This is a genomic window from Pseudomonas agarici, assembly GCF_900109755.1.
Classification (GTDB): domain Bacteria; phylum Pseudomonadota; class Gammaproteobacteria; order Pseudomonadales; family Pseudomonadaceae; genus Aquipseudomonas; species Aquipseudomonas agarici.
This window is the reverse complement of record NZ_FOAR01000021.1, coordinates 50,298-68,359: the sequence shown is the minus strand read 5'-3', so window position 1 is coordinate 68,359 and position 18,062 is coordinate 50,298. Positions and strand designations below refer to the sequence as shown.

Sequence of the window (18,062 nt, the reverse complement as noted above, 5' to 3'; positions counted from 1 at the left end):
GGTTCGGGAGGTTTTTTCCAACTTGAACGTGGACTGAACAATGAACAGCTTACATTTCTACGCACGATCCATTATCCGCTATTCGCTGGTCATGTCACTGGCGGCGCCAGCGCTGGGCTGGGCCCACGGCTCACCGGACACCCCCATCACACGGCAGACACTGTGCCGCAGCTACGCCGATTATTGGGGGGCTCCCGACAAAATGAAGGACGAGGGTTGCCGAAGGGCTGTGACCGAGCCGGGGTATTCGGGACAACTGGCCCATGCCGCGACCCAGTGGCATGAAGTCAGCCTGAACATCGGCGGCCGCTACAACGACGCGGACGGCGGCGAGGCCGCCGTCAAGGCACTCGTGCCCGACGGCAAGCTCTGCTCGGTAAACCGTCCGGGAATGGATGTACTCAACCTTGCCATGCCACAGTGGACCAAGACCGAGGTGAAACCCGATGCCTCCGGCAAGATGAAGGTGCGCTTGATCGCCACCGCCCCCCATGTCCCCAGTTTTGTCAGGATCTATCTCAGTAAACCCGGTTACGACAGCGCGACCCGTCCGCTGAAGTGGGACGACCTGGAGCTGGTTCACAGCGAAGAACTGACCGAATCCCGCAGGGATTGGGGCAACAACCCTCCGGCCATATCGGGCACCAGCGCCTTCTTTCAGTTCAACGTGCAAATACCCGCCAGCCGCTCGGGTAATGCCGTGCTCTTCACCCGCTGGCAGCGTCGGGACCCGGTGGGTGAAGGCTTCTATGGCTGCAGCGATATCGCCTTCGAGGACAAGACCCAACCCTCGCCCTGGACCAAGGAGAAGGTGTTTATCGACGGCAACGGGATCGATCCGAAGGCCGGTGACACGGTACACTTTCGCGTGTTCGGACATGACAGGGCAGTCACCGAACTGATTGACCTGAAAGTGCCCATCGACGCCAGTAACCAGAGTCCGGCTGTGTGGGGCGCGCAATTGGCGAACCTGTTGAGCAGCAGCCAGCATATCATTCGCGTCGGCGTCAAAAAAAATGAAACCATCACCTTCAATCCCAACGACATCTATGCCAACTACAACTACCTGGCCGATACCAGAGACTCCACGCAGATGTCGGTCGACACCGACGATGACGGAGGAGGAACCCCAGGTCCGGTGGATGAACGTCCGCCCGTGGCAGTGATCGAAGGGCGCACCGAGATCAAGGCGGGTGAGCGCTTTATCATGGATGGCAAACGATCCGTATCTTATAACGGCACGCCATTGCGTTATGTATGGGCATTCCAGGGCGGACCGGGCTGGACCTACGGAGCGAACACCGAGCAAACCTTCACCATTACCACGCCCGTCAGCGACAAGGTCTCGACCGCCAAGCTGCTGCTCAATGTCTACGACGACGCCAACAAAAAGCGCCATGAAGCGCAAGTGACACTGACCGCCAGGCCAGAGGCGGGGGGTGGCGATTATCCACAATACCAGGAAGGCACGGACTACAAGGACGGCGACATCGTGACCAACGCCGGCGCCAACTACAAGTGCAAACCCTGGCCGGCTACCGGTTGGTGCAAAGGCGCCGCATGGGCCTATGCCCCTGGCACCGGCATACACTGGCAGGAGGCTTGGGACAAGCTCTAGTGGCCTGTGTGGTGGATGATAACGTCGCACGGCCCGTGCGACGTTATCCAGGCGAGCGGTTTCTCTTATATTTTTCAATCACAAAAAAATCTCTCACTAATAATAAAGAGATATAACCCCAAAGTACTTGCCACTTAGGGTATTGAACTAGAGTTACAATCAGTCATTCACTCCGAGACATGTTCAACGTGTACCTGCCGGTGGTGCCCGCCTGATGTAGGGCCGGAATAGGTTAGCAGTAACCGCGTTCCCTGCCTCATCAGCCGAGCGGCCTCCATGAACGGTTTATCGTTACGCCTGCGCCTTGCCCAGCCCTCACGCGGCTTCACCTTGCTTGAACTGCTGGTGGTCCTGCTGATCATCGCCCTGCTGGCCGGCTACGTCGGACCGAAGATGTTCGATCGCCTGGAACTGGCGAAAGTCCAGACCGCCAAGGGCCAGATGAAATCCCTGTCCGACGCCCTGAACCAGTACCGCCTGGACAACGGTCATTACCCCAGCGAGGCCCAGGGCCTCAACGTCCTGGTCGAGCGGCCAGCCAGCGAGCCCGCCTGGCACGGGCCGTACCTGTCCAAGGGCGTACCGCCCGATCCCTGGAACAATCCCTACCTTTTCAAGAACCCCGGCGCCAGCCATGAAGTCGAGATCATCTCCCTGGGTCGCGATGGCAAGGCCGCGGGCGAGGGAACCAACGCCGACATCGTGTATGGCTTCTGAGCCCGGAGGTCCTGCCCATGCGTCACTCATTCGAACTGCTGATCGCCCTGGCCGCCCTGCTGATGGCCGGTGCCAGCGGCGCCAACTGTTTCCAGGACGCTGGCGAGCGCTACCATATCGACCCCCTGCTACTTTATGCCATTGCCCAGGTCGAATCCGGGCTCGATCCCCGTGCGCGCAATATCAACCGCGATGGTAGCCGTGATATCGGTCTGATGCAGATCAACAGCCGCCACTTGGAACGTCTTGCCGCCTTCGGGATCGGCGAACGCAACCTGCTCGACGAGCCCTGCACCAGTGTGATGGCCGGTGCCTGGATTCTCGCCCAGTTCGTCCAGCAGCTCGGTTATGGCTGGCAGGCCGTGGGCGCCTACAACGCCGGCGCTCGTAGCGAGCGCGACGCCCATCGCGCTCGCTATGCCCGACGGGTATGGAGCTACTACGCCAACCTGCTGCAACTGCGTCAGCGGGGCGCCAGCACGCTGGCCTCGCGCGGCGGGGCGCGACCATGAGGGAATTCGATGCGCGTATCGTCAGCCAGGGCCAACTGCGCAACCTGCGCCTGCAGGCCGTCGACCTCGACGATGCTCGCCGCCAGTTACAGCACGCCCAGGTAGTTTCGCTGCGCCAGCGTACCGCCTTCAAGTGGCCAGGACGCGGCGCGCGTTTCGCTCTGGGCCTGTTTATCCAGGAACTGGTGGTACTGCTCGACGCCGGACTGGTCCTGGTGGAGTCGGTGGAAACCCTGCGCGACAAGGCCGCACCGGGGGTCAACCGGCAGGTGTTGAGCGAACTGCTGGAGTCGATGTACCAGGGCAACGCCTTTTCCAAGGCCATGCAAGCCAAGCCGGCGATCTTTCCGAGCCTGCTGGTGGCCACCGCCGCTTCTTCCGAACATAGCGGGCAACTGTCGGTGGCACTGCGGCGCTACCATCATTTCGAAGCCCATCTGGAAACCGTGAAGAAACGCGTCAGCAGTGCGCTGATGTACCCTTTGGTGGTGCTTGGCGTGGGCGCGGTGATCCTGCTGTTCCTGTTGTTTTTCGTGATCCCGCGCTTCGCCTCGGTGTTCGACGCAATGAGCGACCTGCCGGCGACCGCGCGGTTCATGGTCTGGTGGGGCGAGTTGGTGGAGCAACAGGGAGGCTTGCTGATGAGTGGCCTGGCGTTGCTGATCGCCGCTCTGGTGCTGCTGGCGCGGACCGCGACGGTCAAGCGCCACCTGGCCGCCCTGCTATGGAAAATCCCCAGCCTCGGTGCCCAGCGGACCCTGTTTATCCTCGCACGTTTCTACCGCACCGCCGGTATGTTGCTGATGGGCGGGATGCCGGCGGTGTCGGCCATGGAAATGGCTGGGGCGCTGCTACCGGCGGAGCGTCAGGGCGACCTGGTCCGCAGTTTGACCGATATTCGCGCCGGCCAGCCGCTGTCCACCACCCTCGCCCGGCATCGGCTCACCACTGCGGTCGCCGAGCGCCTGCTGCGCGTCGGCGAGCAGAGCGGCGAACTGGCGTCCATGTGCGAGCGTATCGCGCAGTTCCACGACGAGGCGCTGGAGCGCGCCATCGAGCTGTTCAGCAAGGTCTTCGAGCCGCTGCTGATGCTGGTGGTCGGCGGCCTGATCGGACTGATCGTGTTCCTGCTGTACATGCCGATCTTCGAACTGGCCGGTTCCATCCAGGGGTAGCGCGATGGACACCCTCAGACAGCAATGGCAGCAGCAGGCACGACAGGCCAACAGGCCGTTGGCGGAGCACCTGCAACAGGTGCTGGAGCACACGCCGGAACACTTGGCCGACATCGCCGCGCTGCTGGGCCTGACGCCACTCACCGACGCCCAGGTCGACGGTCATGAGCGCTTCGACACCCTCTCCCTGCCCCAGGCGCTGGCCCGCCGGACCCTGCCGGTAGAGATCGACGGTCAGGCCTACCTGGTGCTCGGCGCGCCCTTCGCCCTGAGCGGTCGCCAATGGTTGCAAGCCCATGCCGAGCTAGCGCCGATGACCCTGGCGATGAGCCTGCCGGGGGTCGTCGAGACACAGCTGAAAAAGGCTGAGGCCAGCCAGCGTGTGATGGACCCCTTCGCCCGCGATGATGAAGACGCGCGGGTGGCCGAAGCGGTGCAGGAAATATCCCTGAGCAGCATCGCCCGCGACGACAATCCGGTGGTGCGGCTGGTCAACTCGATGCTCTTCGATGCCCTGCAGAGCCGGGCCAGCGATATCCATGTCGAGAGCACTCCCGAAGGCCTGGTGATCAAGTACCGGATCGACGGCGTGCTGCAACAGATCGGCCAGAGCGCCGGGCTCGATACCGCCGAACAGGCGCTGTCACGGCTCAAGGTGCTCTCCGGCCTGGATATCGGCGAGCGCCGCGTCCCCCAGGACGGTCGGTTCAAGGCGCGCATCCAGCAGCGCGACGTCGACTTCCGGGTTTCCATCATGCCTAGCATCCACGGCGAGGATGCGGTGCTGCGGGTGTTGGACAAGTCCCAGCGCGGAGAGTCGCTGAGCCTGGACAGCCTGGGCCTGGACGAGGACGCGATCCGCCGCATCCGCCTGCTGGCCAGCGAACCCTATGGCATGCTGCTGGTCACCGGGCCCACCGGCAGCGGCAAATCGACAACGCTCTACGCCGCCCTGTCGGAGACCAATACCGGCGAGAAGAAAATCATCACCATCGAAGACCCGGTGGAGTACGAGCTGCCCGGCGTGCTGCAAATCCCGGTGAACGACAAGAAGGGCCTGACCTTCGCCCGAGGCCTGCGCTCGATTCTGCGGCACGACCCGGACACCATCCTGGTGGGCGAGATCCGCGACGGTGAAACCGCCGGAATCGCCGTGCAGGCCGCCTTGACCGGCCACCTGGTGCTCTCCTCGGTCCACGCCAACAGTGCGTTCAGCGTGCTGGAGCGCTTCAACTATCTGAAGGTCGAGCCGGCCAGCTTTGTCGAGGCGCTCAACGGCGTGGTCGCGCAACGGCTGCTGCGTCGAGTCTGCAGCGAGTGCGCCGAGGCCACCGAAGCCGATGCGCAATTGCTGCAACTGGCGCATCTGCCGGCCGCTTCCTCCGCCAGCCACTACCGGCTCGGCCGGGGCTGCGAGGCCTGCCGCCATACCGGCTATCGTGGCCGGCTGGCCCTGGCGGAAGTACTGACCGTCACCGACGCACTCAAGGAAGGTCTGCTGCAACGCCGCTCCGCCGCCGCCCTGCGGGAGCTGGCGCGGGAGTCGGGCCACCGTTTCATGCGCGATATCGCCTTGGCGAGCGCCGCCGCCGGACACACCACCTTGCAGGAGGTCCATCGTGTCCTCTCCCTTTATTGATCATGTGGTGCTGCTGGCGCAGGACGAAGTTCACTGGGCCGCCCGCCCGCGCTGGCCCGGCGGCCCCCTCTGGCGGGGCCGCGAGCGCGGCGATCCACTGACTGCCTGTGCCGCGCTGCTGGAACAGGCGCCCCATGGTCGACTGGGTTACCTGGAGCGAGTCACCCTATTGTTGGGCTTCCCTCATGTGCATTACCGAGTTCTGCCTTGGCAGGAAGGTCTCTACAGCCCCCTCGACTGGCAAGATTTTGCCCTGGCGCTGTTCAGCCAGCACAACGATCTCGACTCCGCCCAATGGCAGGTCGCGATCGACCCTGCACCGTTCGGTTGCGCGCGCCTGGCGGCGGCGGTCGACAAGGAACTGATGGAATCCCTCACGACGTTGTTCCGGGCCAGGCACCTGCCCATTCAGCGCTGCGTGCCGTTGCTGATCGATGCCTTGCAACGCCATTGGCGCCAGTTGCCCCAGGACTATCGCTTCGCCGTCCGCGAACCCGACGCTCTCGGTTGCGTATTCGCCCACCAGGGTCGGCCAGCGCAAGTCTGCGTGGTGCCGCTGAGCCAGCAGACGGACTTGGCCGATGCCTTACTGATGGTCGATGTATTGTGCGACGAGCAGGAACAGCAAACCCTGGTGGTGGCCGCCAAGGCGCCGTTCGAACCGTCGGCGAGCAGGCCCTGGCACTGGCTGGGGCCGTTGCATCCTTGGCTGGCGGAGCAGGCCTGATGAACATTTCCCTGATCCGCCGCTGGCGCCACCCACGGGCACCCTTGATCGACCTGCGCGGTGAAAGGATGCGGCCCTGGCTATTGGTCCTACTGAGCATATTAGCCCTCGGCCTGTGGTTGCTGCTGTGGTCGGACTGGCAGGCCCTGCAGGTCCGGGAAGCCGAAGCCGACCAGGTTGAACGGCAATTCACGGCCCTGGCGATCCAGCAGGAACAACTGATGCAAGCCTCCCTGCGCACCTCGCCCCAACAGAAAAAACAACTGGAAACCTTCGCCCGCCAAAACGCCACGCCCTTCGCCCTGCTCGACGCCCTCGGTCAGGCCTGGTCACCGGACGTCGCGTTGTTGCGACTGGAAGTCAACACCGCGGCCCAGGAGCTCAACCTGGACCTGGAGAGCCAGCGCCTGGAAGGCAGCTTGCGCTTTATCGAGAAACTCAAGACCGACACCGGCCTCACCGTCAACCTGCAACAGAGCGCGCGCAATACCCGCGATCCCATGCTGCCGATGAGCGTCAAATTCAAACTCAGCGCCCAATAGGGAACGGACCGGCCATGAAGCCAATACCCCGCCAGTGGCCCGACGCCGCCCGACTCCAGGCACGTCTGCGCTGGTCCCTGGCCCAGATGCAACGTTTCCTTGGCTTCTGGGGTGGCCTGGCGCTGCTGCTGATCGTTGTCGCCCTGGTGATTCGCCAAGGGCTGATCGTTCCCGGCCTCGACAACAGCGCCATGCGTCTGCGCGAGGCCCGGGCGGGCATCGCCGAACGCCCGCTGGACCTGCATGCCGCCGAACCTCGGGCGGTCCGGCAACTACCTGACACCGACAGCTTCGAGGCGCGCCTGGGGAGCCTGGTGGCAGTCCTGCAGCAAAACGGTTTCGCGGTGCTGCAAACCGACTTCCAATACTCCTCGCCGGGGGACGATCAAACCCAACGCCTGGAACTGGATATCCCGCTGAGTGGCGCTTATCCGACCTTACGCAGGGCGCTCGACGAAGTGGTACAGCAACCGGCGGTGCGCATAGAGAGCTTGAGTCTGCAGCGCAAGGATATCACCAGCGCACAACTGGACATCCGCCTGCGCCTCAGCCTGTTGGCGGTGCTCAAGTGAAGCTGGCGCTCCCTCTGCGCGTGCTGCTGGGAGGCGTGCTGCTCGGCTGTGGCTGGCTGTTCTGGCAGGACCTCAACACCTCCATACCGCCCCCGCCAGCGCTCGCCCCGGCGTCGCGCACGCCAATTGCCACACCGCCAGCGGCCCCCGACGCCAACGCGCCGGCGCCGGCCACATCCCTGGTGGATCTGTTTCCCAGCCAGAGCTGGCTGCCACCACCGCCACCGGTCGCAGCGGCGAAACCCAGCGCCCCACAGGCACCGCCGATGCCCTTCACGGTCAGCGCGCAATGGCGCTACCAAGGCCAGTCGAAGATTGTCGTGCTACAGGGCCAGGGTGTGCGTTACACCCTGTGCCAGAGCTGCTCGGTGGCGGGACATATCCGTCCGGGGGCGACCTTCGACAAGGGGTATCGACTGGACAAACTGACCGACACCCGCGTGGTGCTGACGTACTTGCCTTTGCGCCAAGTGACCACGTTGCGCCTGGATACTCCCTGAGCACGGACCGCTCTAGCGAAGAGAACGATCATGTCAAAATCTATCCGGCCATGGTTGGCCCTGCTGCTGATCGGACTGAGCGCCTGCCAGTCCCGCGGGCCGCTCAACGAGAGTGAACTGTTGCGCCAGGACGGTGATATCACCCGCTCGGTGGATGTGCTGCGCGCCGCCGTCAGAGAACACCCGGACGATATCCAACTGCGCGCCGCGCTGTTCGGCAGGACCGAGCAACTGGTCGACCAATACAGCCGCCAGTCCAGCGATGCCCTGGCACGCAACGACGATGCCGGTGCCATCGCGGCCATGCGGCAGATCCTCAAATACGACCCCGGCAACCTCGGCGCCAGCCAGGCCATTCGCACCATCGAGAACCTCGCCCGGCTGCGCCCCGAACTGGCTCGGGCCAAGGCACTGAGCGCGAGCAACCCGAGGGAGGCTCTGGCCATCGTCCGTCAGATCATCGTCCAGCAACCCAACTACCGCGACGCCCTTGACCTGCGCGACAGCCTGACGCGTACCCTGGTCAGCGTCGACAGCCTCAAGCCGAAGCTGAGCGACTCGATGAAAAAACCCGTCAGCCTGCACTTCAGTTCCCAGAGCCTGACCACTATTTTCGAGACCATCGCCAGGCTGTCGGGGATCAACTTCGTGATCGACAAAGACGTCAACCCGAACGCGGCGGCCAGTATCTCGGCGTCCCGCACCACCGCCGAAGATGCGCTGAACCTGCTGTTGTCGACCCATCAATTGCAGATGAAGGTACTCAATGCCGACACCGTACTGATCTACCCCGCACGCCCGGACAAGGAGCGCGAATACCGCGAGTTAGCGGTGCGCACCTTCTACCTCAGCCACGCCGATCCGAAACTGGCGGCGGCCGAGATCAAGCAGTTGCTCAAGCCCAAGGAGGTGCTGGTGGACGAACGGCTCAGCGCGGTGATCGTGCGCGACGGCGTGGAAACCCTGAGCGCCGTGGAGAAGCTGGTGCAAGCCATCGACCTGGCCGATTCGGAAGTGACCATCGATATCCAGGTGATGGAAGTCAGCCTGGTCGACGAACTCAACCTGGGGGTCAATTACCCCGGTTCCATCGGCCTCTCGCTGCCCGGCACCCTCCCGGCCACCACGGGGCTTGGCGGGCGCCAACTGGAAATCGGCAGCCTGGAAGCCAAGATCAACCTGCTGCAACGTAGCGGCAATACGGTCACCCTGGCCAATCCGCGCATCCGCGTGAAGAACCGGGAAAAGGCCGAGATCAAGATTGGCGATAAGATTCCGGTGGTCACCTCCACCACGGCTAACCTCACGACCACCGCGTCGGTCTCCTACCAGGATGTCGGGCTGAGCATCGAAGTCCAGCCCAATATCAGTCTCAACGATGAAATCAACTTGCAGATGGTGATCGACATGACGCATATCACCAAACGCAACGAAGGCACCGACAATATCCCGCCGACCTTCGAGCTCGGCTCGCGCTCGACCCGCACCACACTCACCGCGCGCAACAATGAAACCCAGGTGGTCGCCGGCCTGATTCGCACCGCCGACATCGACGAGGGCAGCGGCCTGCCGGGCTTGAGCCGGTTGCCGGGGTTGGGTCAGGCGATTTTCGGCACCAACAAGAGCGAGCAGGGCAAGAGCGAGATCATCCTGCTGATCACCCCCAGGATCGAGCGTAATCTCGACCTGCCGGCATCCCAGGTCAGTACCTTCAGCAGCGGCACCGAAGCGCGCAGCTCCACCGAGGGCATGGTGTTACACAACAGCCAGAACTTGAATATGAAAACCAGCGGCGGCGCCAGCAACGGTGCCATTCCACCACCGTTGGCGGTGCCACGGGCGAATGAGAACTGGCAGCCGTTGCCGGCGCCCGTGGAGCAACCGGTGATGGAGTCGCCGCTGCCCAAGCCGGTGGAACAACCGGCCAGCTCCGCGCCAGCCACTCCGCCGCCTTAAGTATCGTGGCGAGCAGGCTCGGTATCAACGCACCACGCCTTCCTCGATCAATAACTTGAGGATCGCCTGCGCGCCCGCCTCCGCAGTGACGCCCTTGAGTACCTGGCCACCGCCGCCGCTGGCTTTGGCCGTGGCCGCCTTCATCCGCTCGGCGCCGCTCTTGGCCTTGATCACTTTCAGGCGCTTAGGCCGGGGCTTGGCCGATTGCAACAACGCAGCGGCGAACAACTCATCCTCCAGCACCTCGACTTCCTCGGCCTGCAACACCCCGCGCCGGGCCGGACCATAGGCACTCTGGCGTGGCTCGGGCGCGGCGTTGTCCACCGTGGCGAGAAACGGCAGGCGGACTTTCAACCGGCGCCGCTGGCCTCGCGGCAATGCCTGCAACACATGGGCCACACCGCCTGCAATGGACTCGACTTCAGCCAGTCCCACCACCAGCGGCCAGCCGAGGTTTTCCGCCAGCAGGAACGGCAGCATGCCCGAACCTTCACCGGTTTCCGCCTGGCTACCGGTCAGCACCAACTGCGCCCCGGCATCGCGCAAATAGTCGGTCAGCGCCGGCAGCGCATCGGCGCCAGTGGGTTGCTCCAGCACCCGTAACTCGTCCAGGCCCATGCCCAGGTAAGCCCGCAGCGCTGGCTCGGCGATATCGCCGGCATGCACCACTTGCAAGTTATCCCCAGCCAGTCGCAGGCCCAGTTCCACCGCACGGGCATCCTGTCCGGCGCGCCGGGCACGGCCAGAGGTGGGGTGGGCACCGATGGACACCAAGCTGATTACCGTCGTACTCATGACCTTATCCCTACCTTAAGCCGCTTCGCGCTGGGTGCCGTTGCGATATGCCGTCACCGCCGCGATCAGGGCGCGGAAGATTTCGCTGCTCTCGCCGACCACCGACAAGTCGGCGCGCTTGACCATGTCGCAACCCGGATCGAGGTTGATCGCCACCACCTTGTCACAGGCACCGATACCTTGCAGGTGCTGGATTGCCCCGGAAATCCCCACGGCCACATAGACCCGCGCCGTGACCCAAGTGCCGCTGGCGCCGACCTGACGGTCGCGGGCCATGAAACCATCGTCCACCGCCACCCGCGAAGCCCCTTCGGTGGCGCCCAGAGCCACGGCGGTTTGGTGGAACAGCGGCCAGTCCTTGACTCCATTGCCGCCGGAAAAAATGAATTCGGCCTCGGCCATGGAAATCGCCGCCGGGTCCACCGCCACCGCGCCGAGGTCCTCGATACGCGACAGAGGGCGGGCGAGATGTGCGGATAACGCCACTGACAAAGCTTCGTGACGGGTTTCGCTGACCGGCTCGGCGCATTCGGCAGCGGCCAGGATCAAGCGCGCCAGCGGTCGCACGACGTCCTGCAGTCCGGCGCCGGCACGTCCGATGCACTGATCGCCCTTGACCTGCCAGACCCGCGTGGCCGGACGTTCGCCCAAGCTGGCGGCAAGCCGTCGACCCAATTCGCCACCACCGCTGCGGCTGTCCGGCAGCAACCAGTGGCGAGGCTTGAACTGCTTATCCACAGCCCGCAGGCCCAGCACCCGCGGTTCCGGCGAATAGCCGTTGAACTCGCTGCCTCCCAGCACCAGCAGACGGTCGACGCCTGCGGTTTCAAAGGTGCTTTCCTTGTGCTCGCCGAAGACGACGGCCAATACCGCGCCGTCCTTCCCGGCCAACTGATGAGCCAGGCCAAGCAGATCACGGTCGTGACTGCTCAGACGACCGCCGACCATGTCCGGCACCACGCTGATATAGAAGGCAGGCTGGCGCACTTGATGCAGCGGTAACTGCACTTCGACACTGGCCGAGCGCTTGCTTGTGCCGCCCTGCTGGACGCCGCTGCGGTCGATACGCTTGATGCCGTTGGGACCGATAAAACCGACGCCATGGACATTCTTGCGCACGATCCCGTTGGGACCCATCCAGCTATGTTGCAGCGGTTGCATGGCCGCATGCAGAGGGTGCAGGCGGTTGCGGGCGATCCATTCGGCGTGGGGGTCGCGGCGGATAATGTCGCTCATCAGTGCACCTCCACGGGTTCGCGCTGGGGCACCGATTTGTTCGGTGCCGCCTCTTCAAGCAGGGCCTCGGCCACCAGCTCGGCCAGATCCTTGATCAACGGTCGTGGTTCAACCACGCCTTCGAGCATCGCCGTGCATTGCGGACAACCGACCGCTACCAGTTCGGCAGCGGTTTCGCGGATATCTTCCATGCGCATATCGGGAATCCGCTGCTTGCCGGGAATGTCGGTAATCGGTGCGCCACCGCCGCCACCGCAACAACGGGAGCGCAAGCCCGAACGCTGCATTTCCTTGACCTCGATCCCCAGTGCCCGCAGCACCTCACGCGGCGCTGCATACTCGCCGTTATAGCGGCCCAGGTAGCACGGATCATGATAGGTCACGCTGTGGCCCCGGTGTCGACCGAGGTTCAGCGCACCGGCGCCGATCAGTTCGGCCATGTAGGTGCTGTGATGCTGCACCCGGTAGTCGCCGCCAAAGGCACCGTATTCGTTTTTCAGCACATGAAAACTGTGGGGATCACAAGTGACAATGCGCTTGAAGCGGTACTTGGCCAGGGTCTGGATATTGCGCTTGGCCAACTGTTGGAAGGTTGCCTCGTCGCCCAGGCGCCGAGCCACGTCACCGCTGTCGCGCTCTTCCAGGCCCAGTACCGCGAAATCGACCTTAGCCGCCTTCAGTACTTTGACAAAGGCGCGCAAGGTACGCTGGTTACGCATATCGAAGGCGCCGTCGCCGACCCAGAACAACACCTCGGTGGTTGACTTTTCACTGAGTAGATCGAGGTTCAGGTCCGCCGCCCAGTTCATTCGCCCGCCTGGGGCGAAACCGCCGGGATTGTCGGTAGCAATCAGATTTTCCAGGACTTCGGCACCCTTGTTCGGCGTCGCGCCTTTTTCCAGGGTCAGGTGACGGCGCATATCGACGATGGCATCGACGTGCTCGATCATCATCGGGCACTCCTCGACACAGGCGCGACAGGTGGTACACGACCACAAGGTTTCGGCATCCACCAGGCCATTGACGATTGGTTGGTGCGGGTTGCCGGAATGCTCGCCGACAGCCTTGCCAGGATACGGACTGCCGGCGAAGTTCGCGTCGCTGCCGCCGACAAGACCGACCACCATGTCCTGGATCAGCTTTTTCGGATTCAGCGGCTGGCCGGCAGCGAACGCCGGGCAGGCCGCCTCACATTTACCGCACTGCACGCAGGCGTCGAAACCCAATAGCTGGTTCCAAGTGAAGTCCTTGGGCTGCTCGACGCCCAGCGGCGCTTGCGGGTCGGCCAGGTCCAGCGGTTTGAGGCCAGTGGAACGGCCGCCGCCAAAGCGTTCCGCGCGACGGTGCCAGGCCAGGTGCAAGGCACCGGCGAAGGCGTGCTTCATCGGCCCGCCCCAGGTCATGCCGAAAAACAGCTCCGCCACGCCCCACAGCACACCCAGGCCGAGGATCACCGCCAGCAGCCAACCACCGAAATCTTCTGGAAGAATGCCGGCGACCGGCAGGGTGACCAGGAAGAACGACGCCGAGAACACCAGCAGGCTTTTCGGCAGACGCATCCACGGGCCTTTCGATAAACGGCTCGGCGGATGGCGGCGACGCAAATAGACAAAGATCGCACCGACAAACATCAACGCCGACATCAGCAGCAGGGCATAACCGAGGACCCGGTTATGCAGGCCGAAGCCGTGCACCAGGATCGCCAGGACAATCGACGCCACCGCGCCGCCAGCCGTGGCGACGTGGGTATTGGCGATGTATTTGTCTCGCGCCACCACCTGATGCAAATCGACCATATAGCGCTTGGGCATGGCGAGGAGCCCCGCGAGCAGGTCGACTTTCGCGGGTCGACCACGGCGCCACATCGCGACCCGCCGCAATGCGCCGAGGACCGCAAGGCCCAGGGCGGCGAACAGCAGGATGGGAAGAAGAGTGTTCAACATGGTGCAGCTCCCAAAGACCTCGGGTCTTGCGAGGGTTCATGTGCAGGCCGGTCAAGAAGCATGCACCGACTTGTGGCAAGGGAGCTCGCCCCTTGCCACAGATGGGCAGCGTGCCCGTTAGAAATCCTTACACAAGCGCAGCGCGTCGTAGATCGCCGCATGCGTATTGCGCTGGGCCACACAGTCACCGATACGGAACAGCAGGTAGCCGTCGCCCGCCGGCTCTTGATCACGAGTATTCAGCGACGGCTGCGGCCGGATCGCGAACAGCGCGTCGATGTCGATCTGGCCCTGGTTGCGCGAACCGTCCTTGAGCGCGTAGTACAGCGCTTCGTCCGGACGCACACCGTTCTCGACCACCACCTGGTCCACCACCCGCTCCTCCTTGGCGCCGGTGTATTCGTTTTCCAATACCGCCACCAGCTTGTCGCCCTCGCGATAGACCTTTTCCAGCATCATGTCGCCAGTCATGATCACTTCCTTGGGGTATAGGCTGCGGTAGTAAGTCGGGAACGACGTACCGCCGACCGCCACGCCCGGCTTGATATCGTCGGTGACAATTTCGACCTGGCTGCCTTTGTCGGCCAGGAAGTCGGCGGCCGACAGGCCGGTGAATTCGCAGATGGTGTCGTAGACCAGCACGTTCTTGCCCGGCGCCACCTTGCCGTCAAGCACATCCCAACTACTGACCACCAGCCCTTCGGCGGCCCCCCAGTGTTCGTTCTGCTCGACGAACGGATGACCGCCCACCGCCAGCACCACCACATCCGGGCGCAAGTCGAGGACGGTCGCCGCATCGGCGGCGGTGCCCAGCCGGACATCGACTTTCAGGCGTGCCAGTTCCAACTGGAACCAGCGGGTGATCCCGGCGATCTGGTCCCGTTGCGGCGCCTTCGAGGCCGTGGTGATCTGCCCGCCGATGGCGTCCTTCTTCTCGAACAGGGTCACGTCATGGCCGCGTTCGGCGCTGACTCGCGCCGCTTCCATGCCGGCGGGACCGGCACCGACCACCACGACCTTGCGCTTAGGCCCGGTGGACTTTTCGATGATATGCGGCACGCCCATGTATTCACGGGAAGTCGCGGCGTTCTGGATGCACAGGACGTCCAGGCCCTGGTACTGGCGATCGATGCAGTAGTTGGCACCGACGCATTGCTTGATCTGGTCGATCTGGCCCATCTTGATCTTGGCGATCAGGTGCGGGTCGGCGATATGCGCACGCGTCATGCCGACCATATCGACATAACCGCCTTCGAGAATGCGGGTCGCCTGGTTCGGGTCCTTGATGTTCTGCGCGTGCAGGACCGGTACTTTGACCACTTCCTTGATGCCGGCGGCCAGGTGCAGGAACGGCTCCGGCGGAAAACTCATGTTCGGAATCACGTTGGCCAGCGTGTTGTGGGTATCACAACCCGAGCCGACCACACCGATGAAGTCCAGCATGCCGGTGTCGTCGTAGTACTTGGCGATCTGCTTCATGTCCTCGTGGGACAGGCCGTCCGGGTGGAACTCGTCGCCGCAGATACGCATGCCGACGCAGAAGTCGTCGCCGACTTCGTTACGCACCGCCTTGAGCACTTCCAAGCCGAAACGCATGCGGTTCTCGAAGCTGCCGCCCCATTCGTCGGTGCGCTTGTTGACCCGAGGGCTCCAGAACTGGTCGATCATGTGCTGGTGTACCGCCGACAGTTCGACGCCGTCCAGGCCACCGGCCTTGGCCCGGGCCGCCGCGCTGGCGTAGTTACCGATCACCCGGCGGATTTCTTCCGGCTCGATGGTCTTGCAGGTGGCACGGTGCACCGGTTCACGGATACCCGACGGCGACAACAGGGTCGGCCAGTGTTCGCCGTCCCAGCGCGAGCGCCGGCCCATGTGGGTAATCTGGATCATGATCTTGGCGCCATGCTTGTGCATGGCATCGGCCAGGTTCTGGAAGTGTGGGATGATCCGGTCATCGGCCAGGTTCACCGATTTCCACCAACCTTGCGGACTGTCAATGGCGACGCTCGAAGAACCGCCGCAGATCGCCAGGCCGATCCCGCCCTTGGCTTTCTCTTCGTAGTACTTCACATAGCGGTCGGTGGTCATCCCGCCGTCGGTGGCATACACCTCGGCATGGGCGGTGCTGAGCACGCGGTTGCGGATGGTCAGTTTGCCGATCTGGATCGGCTGGAACATAGCTTCGAAAGCCATGACACTCTCCTCGAATCGTGAAAAAACTATTGCGCTTGCTCGCTAGTTTTTTTCAACGATTGACAATAGGGTTGACGGTGAACAGACCGTCATCGTGGCCGTCTTCGGAGCCGCCGTAGACCTGCTCGGCCACGGTGCGCAGCGGGCTGCCGCGAGCCGCGAGGATTTGGTCCATGGCACCGGCGAACCAGCCGGTGAACATGTAGTCGACCTTGCGTCCGACCTTGCCGTAGACGTAGACGAACGCCGAGTGTTCGAGCTTGACGCTGGCGGTGCCCCGGTCGAGGTCGATGTCCTGGATCTTGAACAGGCCCCAGCCTCGCTGCGACAGACGCTTCATGTAGTGCTCGAACACCGCGACGCCTTCCAGGCCATGACATTCGGCTTCTTTTTCACACCAGTGCCAGGCGGATTTGTAGCCGGCCTTGTAGAGGATTTCGGCATAGGCCTCGGCGCCCAGCACTTCCTCGATGCCCATATGGTTGTTGACGAAGAAATGCCGTGGGACATAGAGCATCGGCAAGGCGTCGGAGGTCCAGACACCGGTCTCACTGTCGACTTCGATGGGCAGTTGCGGGGCGATTTTAGCCATGGGAAACACTCCAGAATTCTATTGGATGCCGTACAAAGCGCTTGCTTTGGCTCTAAAGATAAACAGCGCGGTGAATGCCTTCGCAGCCGTAGCGAACCTCGATCGCGCAAGGAGCCGACGCAGCTATCGGCGAACGGATCAGGCCGCGTGGCTATTCATTCGCCCCAGACGTCCTTGAGGACGTTGACCCAGTTTTCGCCCATGATCTTGCGCACCACCCGCTCGGAGTGACCGCGCTTGAGCAAGGTCTCGGTAAGATTGGGGAATTCGCCCACGGTACGGATGCCCAGTGGGTTGATAATCTTGCCGAAGCTGGTCAGGCGCCGGGCATAGCCCTTGTCATGGGTCAGGTATTCGAAGAAATCCTGGCCGTGGCCCTGGGTGAAGTCAGTGCCGATGCCGATGGCGTCTTCACCGACGATGTTCATCACGTACTCGATGGCCTCGGCGTAGTCGTCGATGGTCGACTCGATCCCCTTGGCGAGGAACGGCGCGAACATGGTCACGCCGACAAAGCCGCCATGGTCGGCAATGAACTTCAGCTCGGCGTCGGATTTGTTACGCGGATGCTCTTTCAGACCCGAAGGCAGGCAGTGGGAATAGGTGACTGGCTTCTTCGATTCGAGGATGACCTCCTCGCTGGTATTGGAACCGACGTGAGACAGGTCGCACATGATGCCGACACGGTTCATCTCGGCGACGATCTCCCGGCCAAAGCCCGACAGACCGCCGTCACGCTCGTAGCAACCAGTGCCCACCAGGTTTTGGGTGTTGTAGCACAGTTGCACGATACCGACGCCGAGCTGCTTGAAAATCTCGACGTAGCCGATCTGGTCTTCGAAGGCGTGGGCGTTCTGGAACCCGAGCAGGATGCCGGTCTTGCCCAGCTCCTTGGCCTTGCGAATATCGCCGGTGGTGCGCACCGGCATCACCAGATCGCTGTTCTCGCGGATCAGTTTCTGGCTCGAAGCAATGCTGTTGACGGTGGCCTGAAAACCTTCCCATACCGACACGGTGCAGTTGGCGGCGGTCAGCCCACCCTTACGCATGTCCTCGAACAGTTCACGGTTCCACTTGGCAATGATCAGCCCGTCGATAACGATGCTGTCGGCGTGCAATTCGGCTGGGCTCATCAGGCAGTCCCCTATTGGCGATTCATGCGCCGAATCGTCTGCCGGCGCTTTGGGGCCAGCATATGCCCAGGGGGCAGCGGAGCTGGGTGCAAAAACGACAGGGGAATTGCCGAAAGCGTCAAGCTGCGACAAAGGACGTCAAGGCAGTAGGCTCAAGCACTTGTCGCTGTACGACTATTCTTTGCATTCTGCTTGAGACAGAATTGTCCCAC

16 protein-coding genes are annotated in these 18,062 nt (G+C 63.0%); 10 read left to right on the top strand and 6 right to left on the bottom strand.

Translation table 11 applies throughout. From position 1 onward, the window contains the following. Positions 1 to 40 precede the first annotated feature (40 nt). From BMX68_RS18360 to BMX68_RS18315, 10 genes are all read left to right on the top strand, one after another. Positions 41 to 1,618 (top strand): lytic polysaccharide monooxygenase, encoded by a 1,578-nt coding sequence (locus tag BMX68_RS18360; protein ID WP_017130002.1) that lies wholly within the window; start codon positions 41 to 43, stop codon positions 1,616 to 1,618. A 276-nt stretch (positions 1,619 to 1,894) separates the two neighbouring features. Further along, positions 1,895 to 2,335, top strand: coding sequence for a type II secretion system major pseudopilin GspG (gene gspG / locus BMX68_RS18355; protein ID WP_017130003.1), 441 nt, complete (start codon positions 1,895 to 1,897; stop codon positions 2,333 to 2,335). A 17-nt stretch (positions 2,336 to 2,352) separates the two neighbouring features. Beyond that, positions 2,353 to 2,847 carry a lytic transglycosylase domain-containing protein gene (locus BMX68_RS18350; RefSeq protein ID WP_017130004.1) on the top strand — a complete coding sequence of 165 codons (495 nt, stop codon included), beginning with the start codon at positions 2,353 to 2,355 and terminating at the stop codon, positions 2,845 to 2,847. Continuing rightward, complete coding sequence (locus BMX68_RS18345) at positions 2,844 to 4,022, top strand: type II secretion system F family protein (protein WP_017130005.1); 1,179 nt, start codon at positions 2,844 to 2,846, stop codon at positions 4,020 to 4,022. Before BMX68_RS18350 ends, BMX68_RS18345 begins: the two co-directional genes overlap by 4 nt. Before the next feature lie 4 nt (positions 4,023 to 4,026). Next, positions 4,027 to 5,661, top strand: coding sequence for a GspE/PulE family protein (locus BMX68_RS18340; RefSeq protein ID WP_017130006.1), 1,635 nt, complete (start codon positions 4,027 to 4,029; stop codon positions 5,659 to 5,661). Next, entirely contained in the window at positions 5,642 to 6,388 is a 747-nt protein-coding gene (locus tag BMX68_RS18335; RefSeq protein ID WP_244159606.1) for a hypothetical protein, read from the top strand. The genes BMX68_RS18340 and BMX68_RS18335 overlap by 20 nt, the downstream gene beginning before the upstream one ends. Then, positions 6,388 to 6,930: a hypothetical protein gene (locus BMX68_RS18330; protein WP_017130008.1), complete on the top strand. Its 543-nt coding sequence runs from the start codon at positions 6,388 to 6,390 to the stop codon at positions 6,928 to 6,930. The genes BMX68_RS18335 and BMX68_RS18330 overlap by 1 nt, the downstream gene beginning before the upstream one ends. 14 nt (positions 6,931 to 6,944) lie before the next feature. Further along, positions 6,945 to 7,502, top strand: a complete 558-nt coding sequence (locus tag BMX68_RS18325; protein WP_017130009.1) for a hypothetical protein — start codon at positions 6,945 to 6,947, stop codon at positions 7,500 to 7,502. Next, positions 7,499 to 8,002: a hypothetical protein gene (locus BMX68_RS18320; protein WP_017130010.1), complete on the top strand. Its 504-nt coding sequence runs from the start codon at positions 7,499 to 7,501 to the stop codon at positions 8,000 to 8,002. Before BMX68_RS18325 ends, BMX68_RS18320 begins: the two co-directional genes overlap by 4 nt. Before the next feature lie 30 nt (positions 8,003 to 8,032). Then, positions 8,033 to 9,958, top strand: coding sequence for a secretin GspD/PilQ domain-containing protein (locus tag BMX68_RS18315; protein ID WP_017130011.1), 1,926 nt, complete (start codon positions 8,033 to 8,035; stop codon positions 9,956 to 9,958). A gap of 24 nt (positions 9,959 to 9,982) precedes the next feature. On the opposite strand, the gene etfB is transcribed toward BMX68_RS18315, so the two are convergent. The 6 genes from etfB to BMX68_RS18285 all read right to left on the bottom strand — a co-directional run bounded on the left by etfB (position 9,983) and on the right by BMX68_RS18285 (position 17,850). Next, positions 9,983 to 10,753, bottom strand: coding sequence for an electron transfer flavoprotein subunit beta (gene etfB, locus BMX68_RS18310; RefSeq protein WP_017130012.1), 771 nt, complete (start codon positions 10,751 to 10,753; stop codon positions 9,983 to 9,985). A 15-nt stretch (positions 10,754 to 10,768) separates the two neighbouring features. Further along, positions 10,769 to 11,989: an electron transfer flavoprotein subunit alpha gene (etfA, locus tag BMX68_RS18305; protein WP_017130013.1), complete on the bottom strand. Its 1,221-nt coding sequence runs from the start codon at positions 11,987 to 11,989 to the stop codon at positions 10,769 to 10,771. Further along, positions 11,989 to 13,932, bottom strand: coding sequence for a dimethylglycine demethylation protein DgcB (dgcB, locus tag BMX68_RS18300; protein WP_017130014.1), 1,944 nt, complete (start codon positions 13,930 to 13,932; stop codon positions 11,989 to 11,991). The genes etfA and dgcB overlap by 1 nt, the downstream gene beginning before the upstream one ends. Positions 13,933 to 14,049: 117 nt before the next feature. Further along, positions 14,050 to 16,125: a dimethylglycine demethylation protein DgcA gene (dgcA, locus tag BMX68_RS18295; protein WP_017130015.1), complete on the bottom strand. Its 2,076-nt coding sequence runs from the start codon at positions 16,123 to 16,125 to the stop codon at positions 14,050 to 14,052. Positions 16,126 to 16,177: 52 nt separating this feature from the next. Next, a complete protein-coding gene (locus BMX68_RS18290; protein WP_017130016.1) occupies positions 16,178 to 16,717 on the bottom strand; it encodes a DUF5943 domain-containing protein in 540 nt (179 codons plus the stop codon). Positions 16,718 to 16,872: 155 nt separating this feature from the next. Next, positions 16,873 to 17,850: a dipeptidase gene (locus tag BMX68_RS18285; RefSeq protein ID WP_017130017.1), complete on the bottom strand. Its 978-nt coding sequence runs from the start codon at positions 17,848 to 17,850 to the stop codon at positions 16,873 to 16,875. Between the last annotated feature and the right edge of the window lie 212 nt (positions 17,851 to 18,062).

Excerpts from the sequence above, each read along its gene's own strand:
- BMX68_RS18340 (WP_017130006.1), top strand. The coding sequence starts at position 4,027 with ATGGACACCCTCAGACAGCAATGGCAGCAGCAGGCACGACAGGCCAAC.
- etfA (WP_017130013.1), bottom strand. The coding sequence starts at position 11,989 with ATGAGCGACATTATCCGCCGCGACCCCCACGCCGAATGGATCGCCCGC.
- gspG (WP_017130003.1), top strand. The coding sequence starts at position 1,895 with ATGAACGGTTTATCGTTACGCCTGCGCCTTGCCCAGCCCTCACGCGGC.
- BMX68_RS18360 (WP_017130002.1), top strand. The coding sequence starts at position 41 with ATGAACAGCTTACATTTCTACGCACGATCCATTATCCGCTATTCGCTG.
- dgcB (WP_017130014.1), bottom strand. The coding sequence starts at position 13,932 with ATGTTGAACACTCTTCTTCCCATCCTGCTGTTCGCCGCCCTGGGCCTT.
- BMX68_RS18330 (WP_017130008.1), top strand. The coding sequence starts at position 6,388 with ATGAACATTTCCCTGATCCGCCGCTGGCGCCACCCACGGGCACCCTTG.
- BMX68_RS18350 (WP_017130004.1), top strand. The coding sequence starts at position 2,353 with ATGCGTCACTCATTCGAACTGCTGATCGCCCTGGCCGCCCTGCTGATG.
- BMX68_RS18285 (WP_017130017.1), bottom strand. The coding sequence starts at position 17,850 with ATGAGCCCAGCCGAATTGCACGCCGACAGCATCGTTATCGACGGGCTG.
- BMX68_RS18325 (WP_017130009.1), top strand. The coding sequence starts at position 6,945 with ATGAAGCCAATACCCCGCCAGTGGCCCGACGCCGCCCGACTCCAGGCA.
- BMX68_RS18290 (WP_017130016.1), bottom strand. The coding sequence starts at position 16,717 with ATGGCTAAAATCGCCCCGCAACTGCCCATCGAAGTCGACAGTGAGACC.
- BMX68_RS18315 (WP_017130011.1), top strand. The coding sequence starts at position 8,033 with ATGTCAAAATCTATCCGGCCATGGTTGGCCCTGCTGCTGATCGGACTG.
- etfB (WP_017130012.1), bottom strand. The coding sequence starts at position 10,753 with ATGAGTACGACGGTAATCAGCTTGGTGTCCATCGGTGCCCACCCCACC.
- dgcA (WP_017130015.1), bottom strand. The coding sequence starts at position 16,125 with ATGGCTTTCGAAGCTATGTTCCAGCCGATCCAGATCGGCAAACTGACC.
- BMX68_RS18345 (WP_017130005.1), top strand. The coding sequence starts at position 2,844 with ATGAGGGAATTCGATGCGCGTATCGTCAGCCAGGGCCAACTGCGCAAC.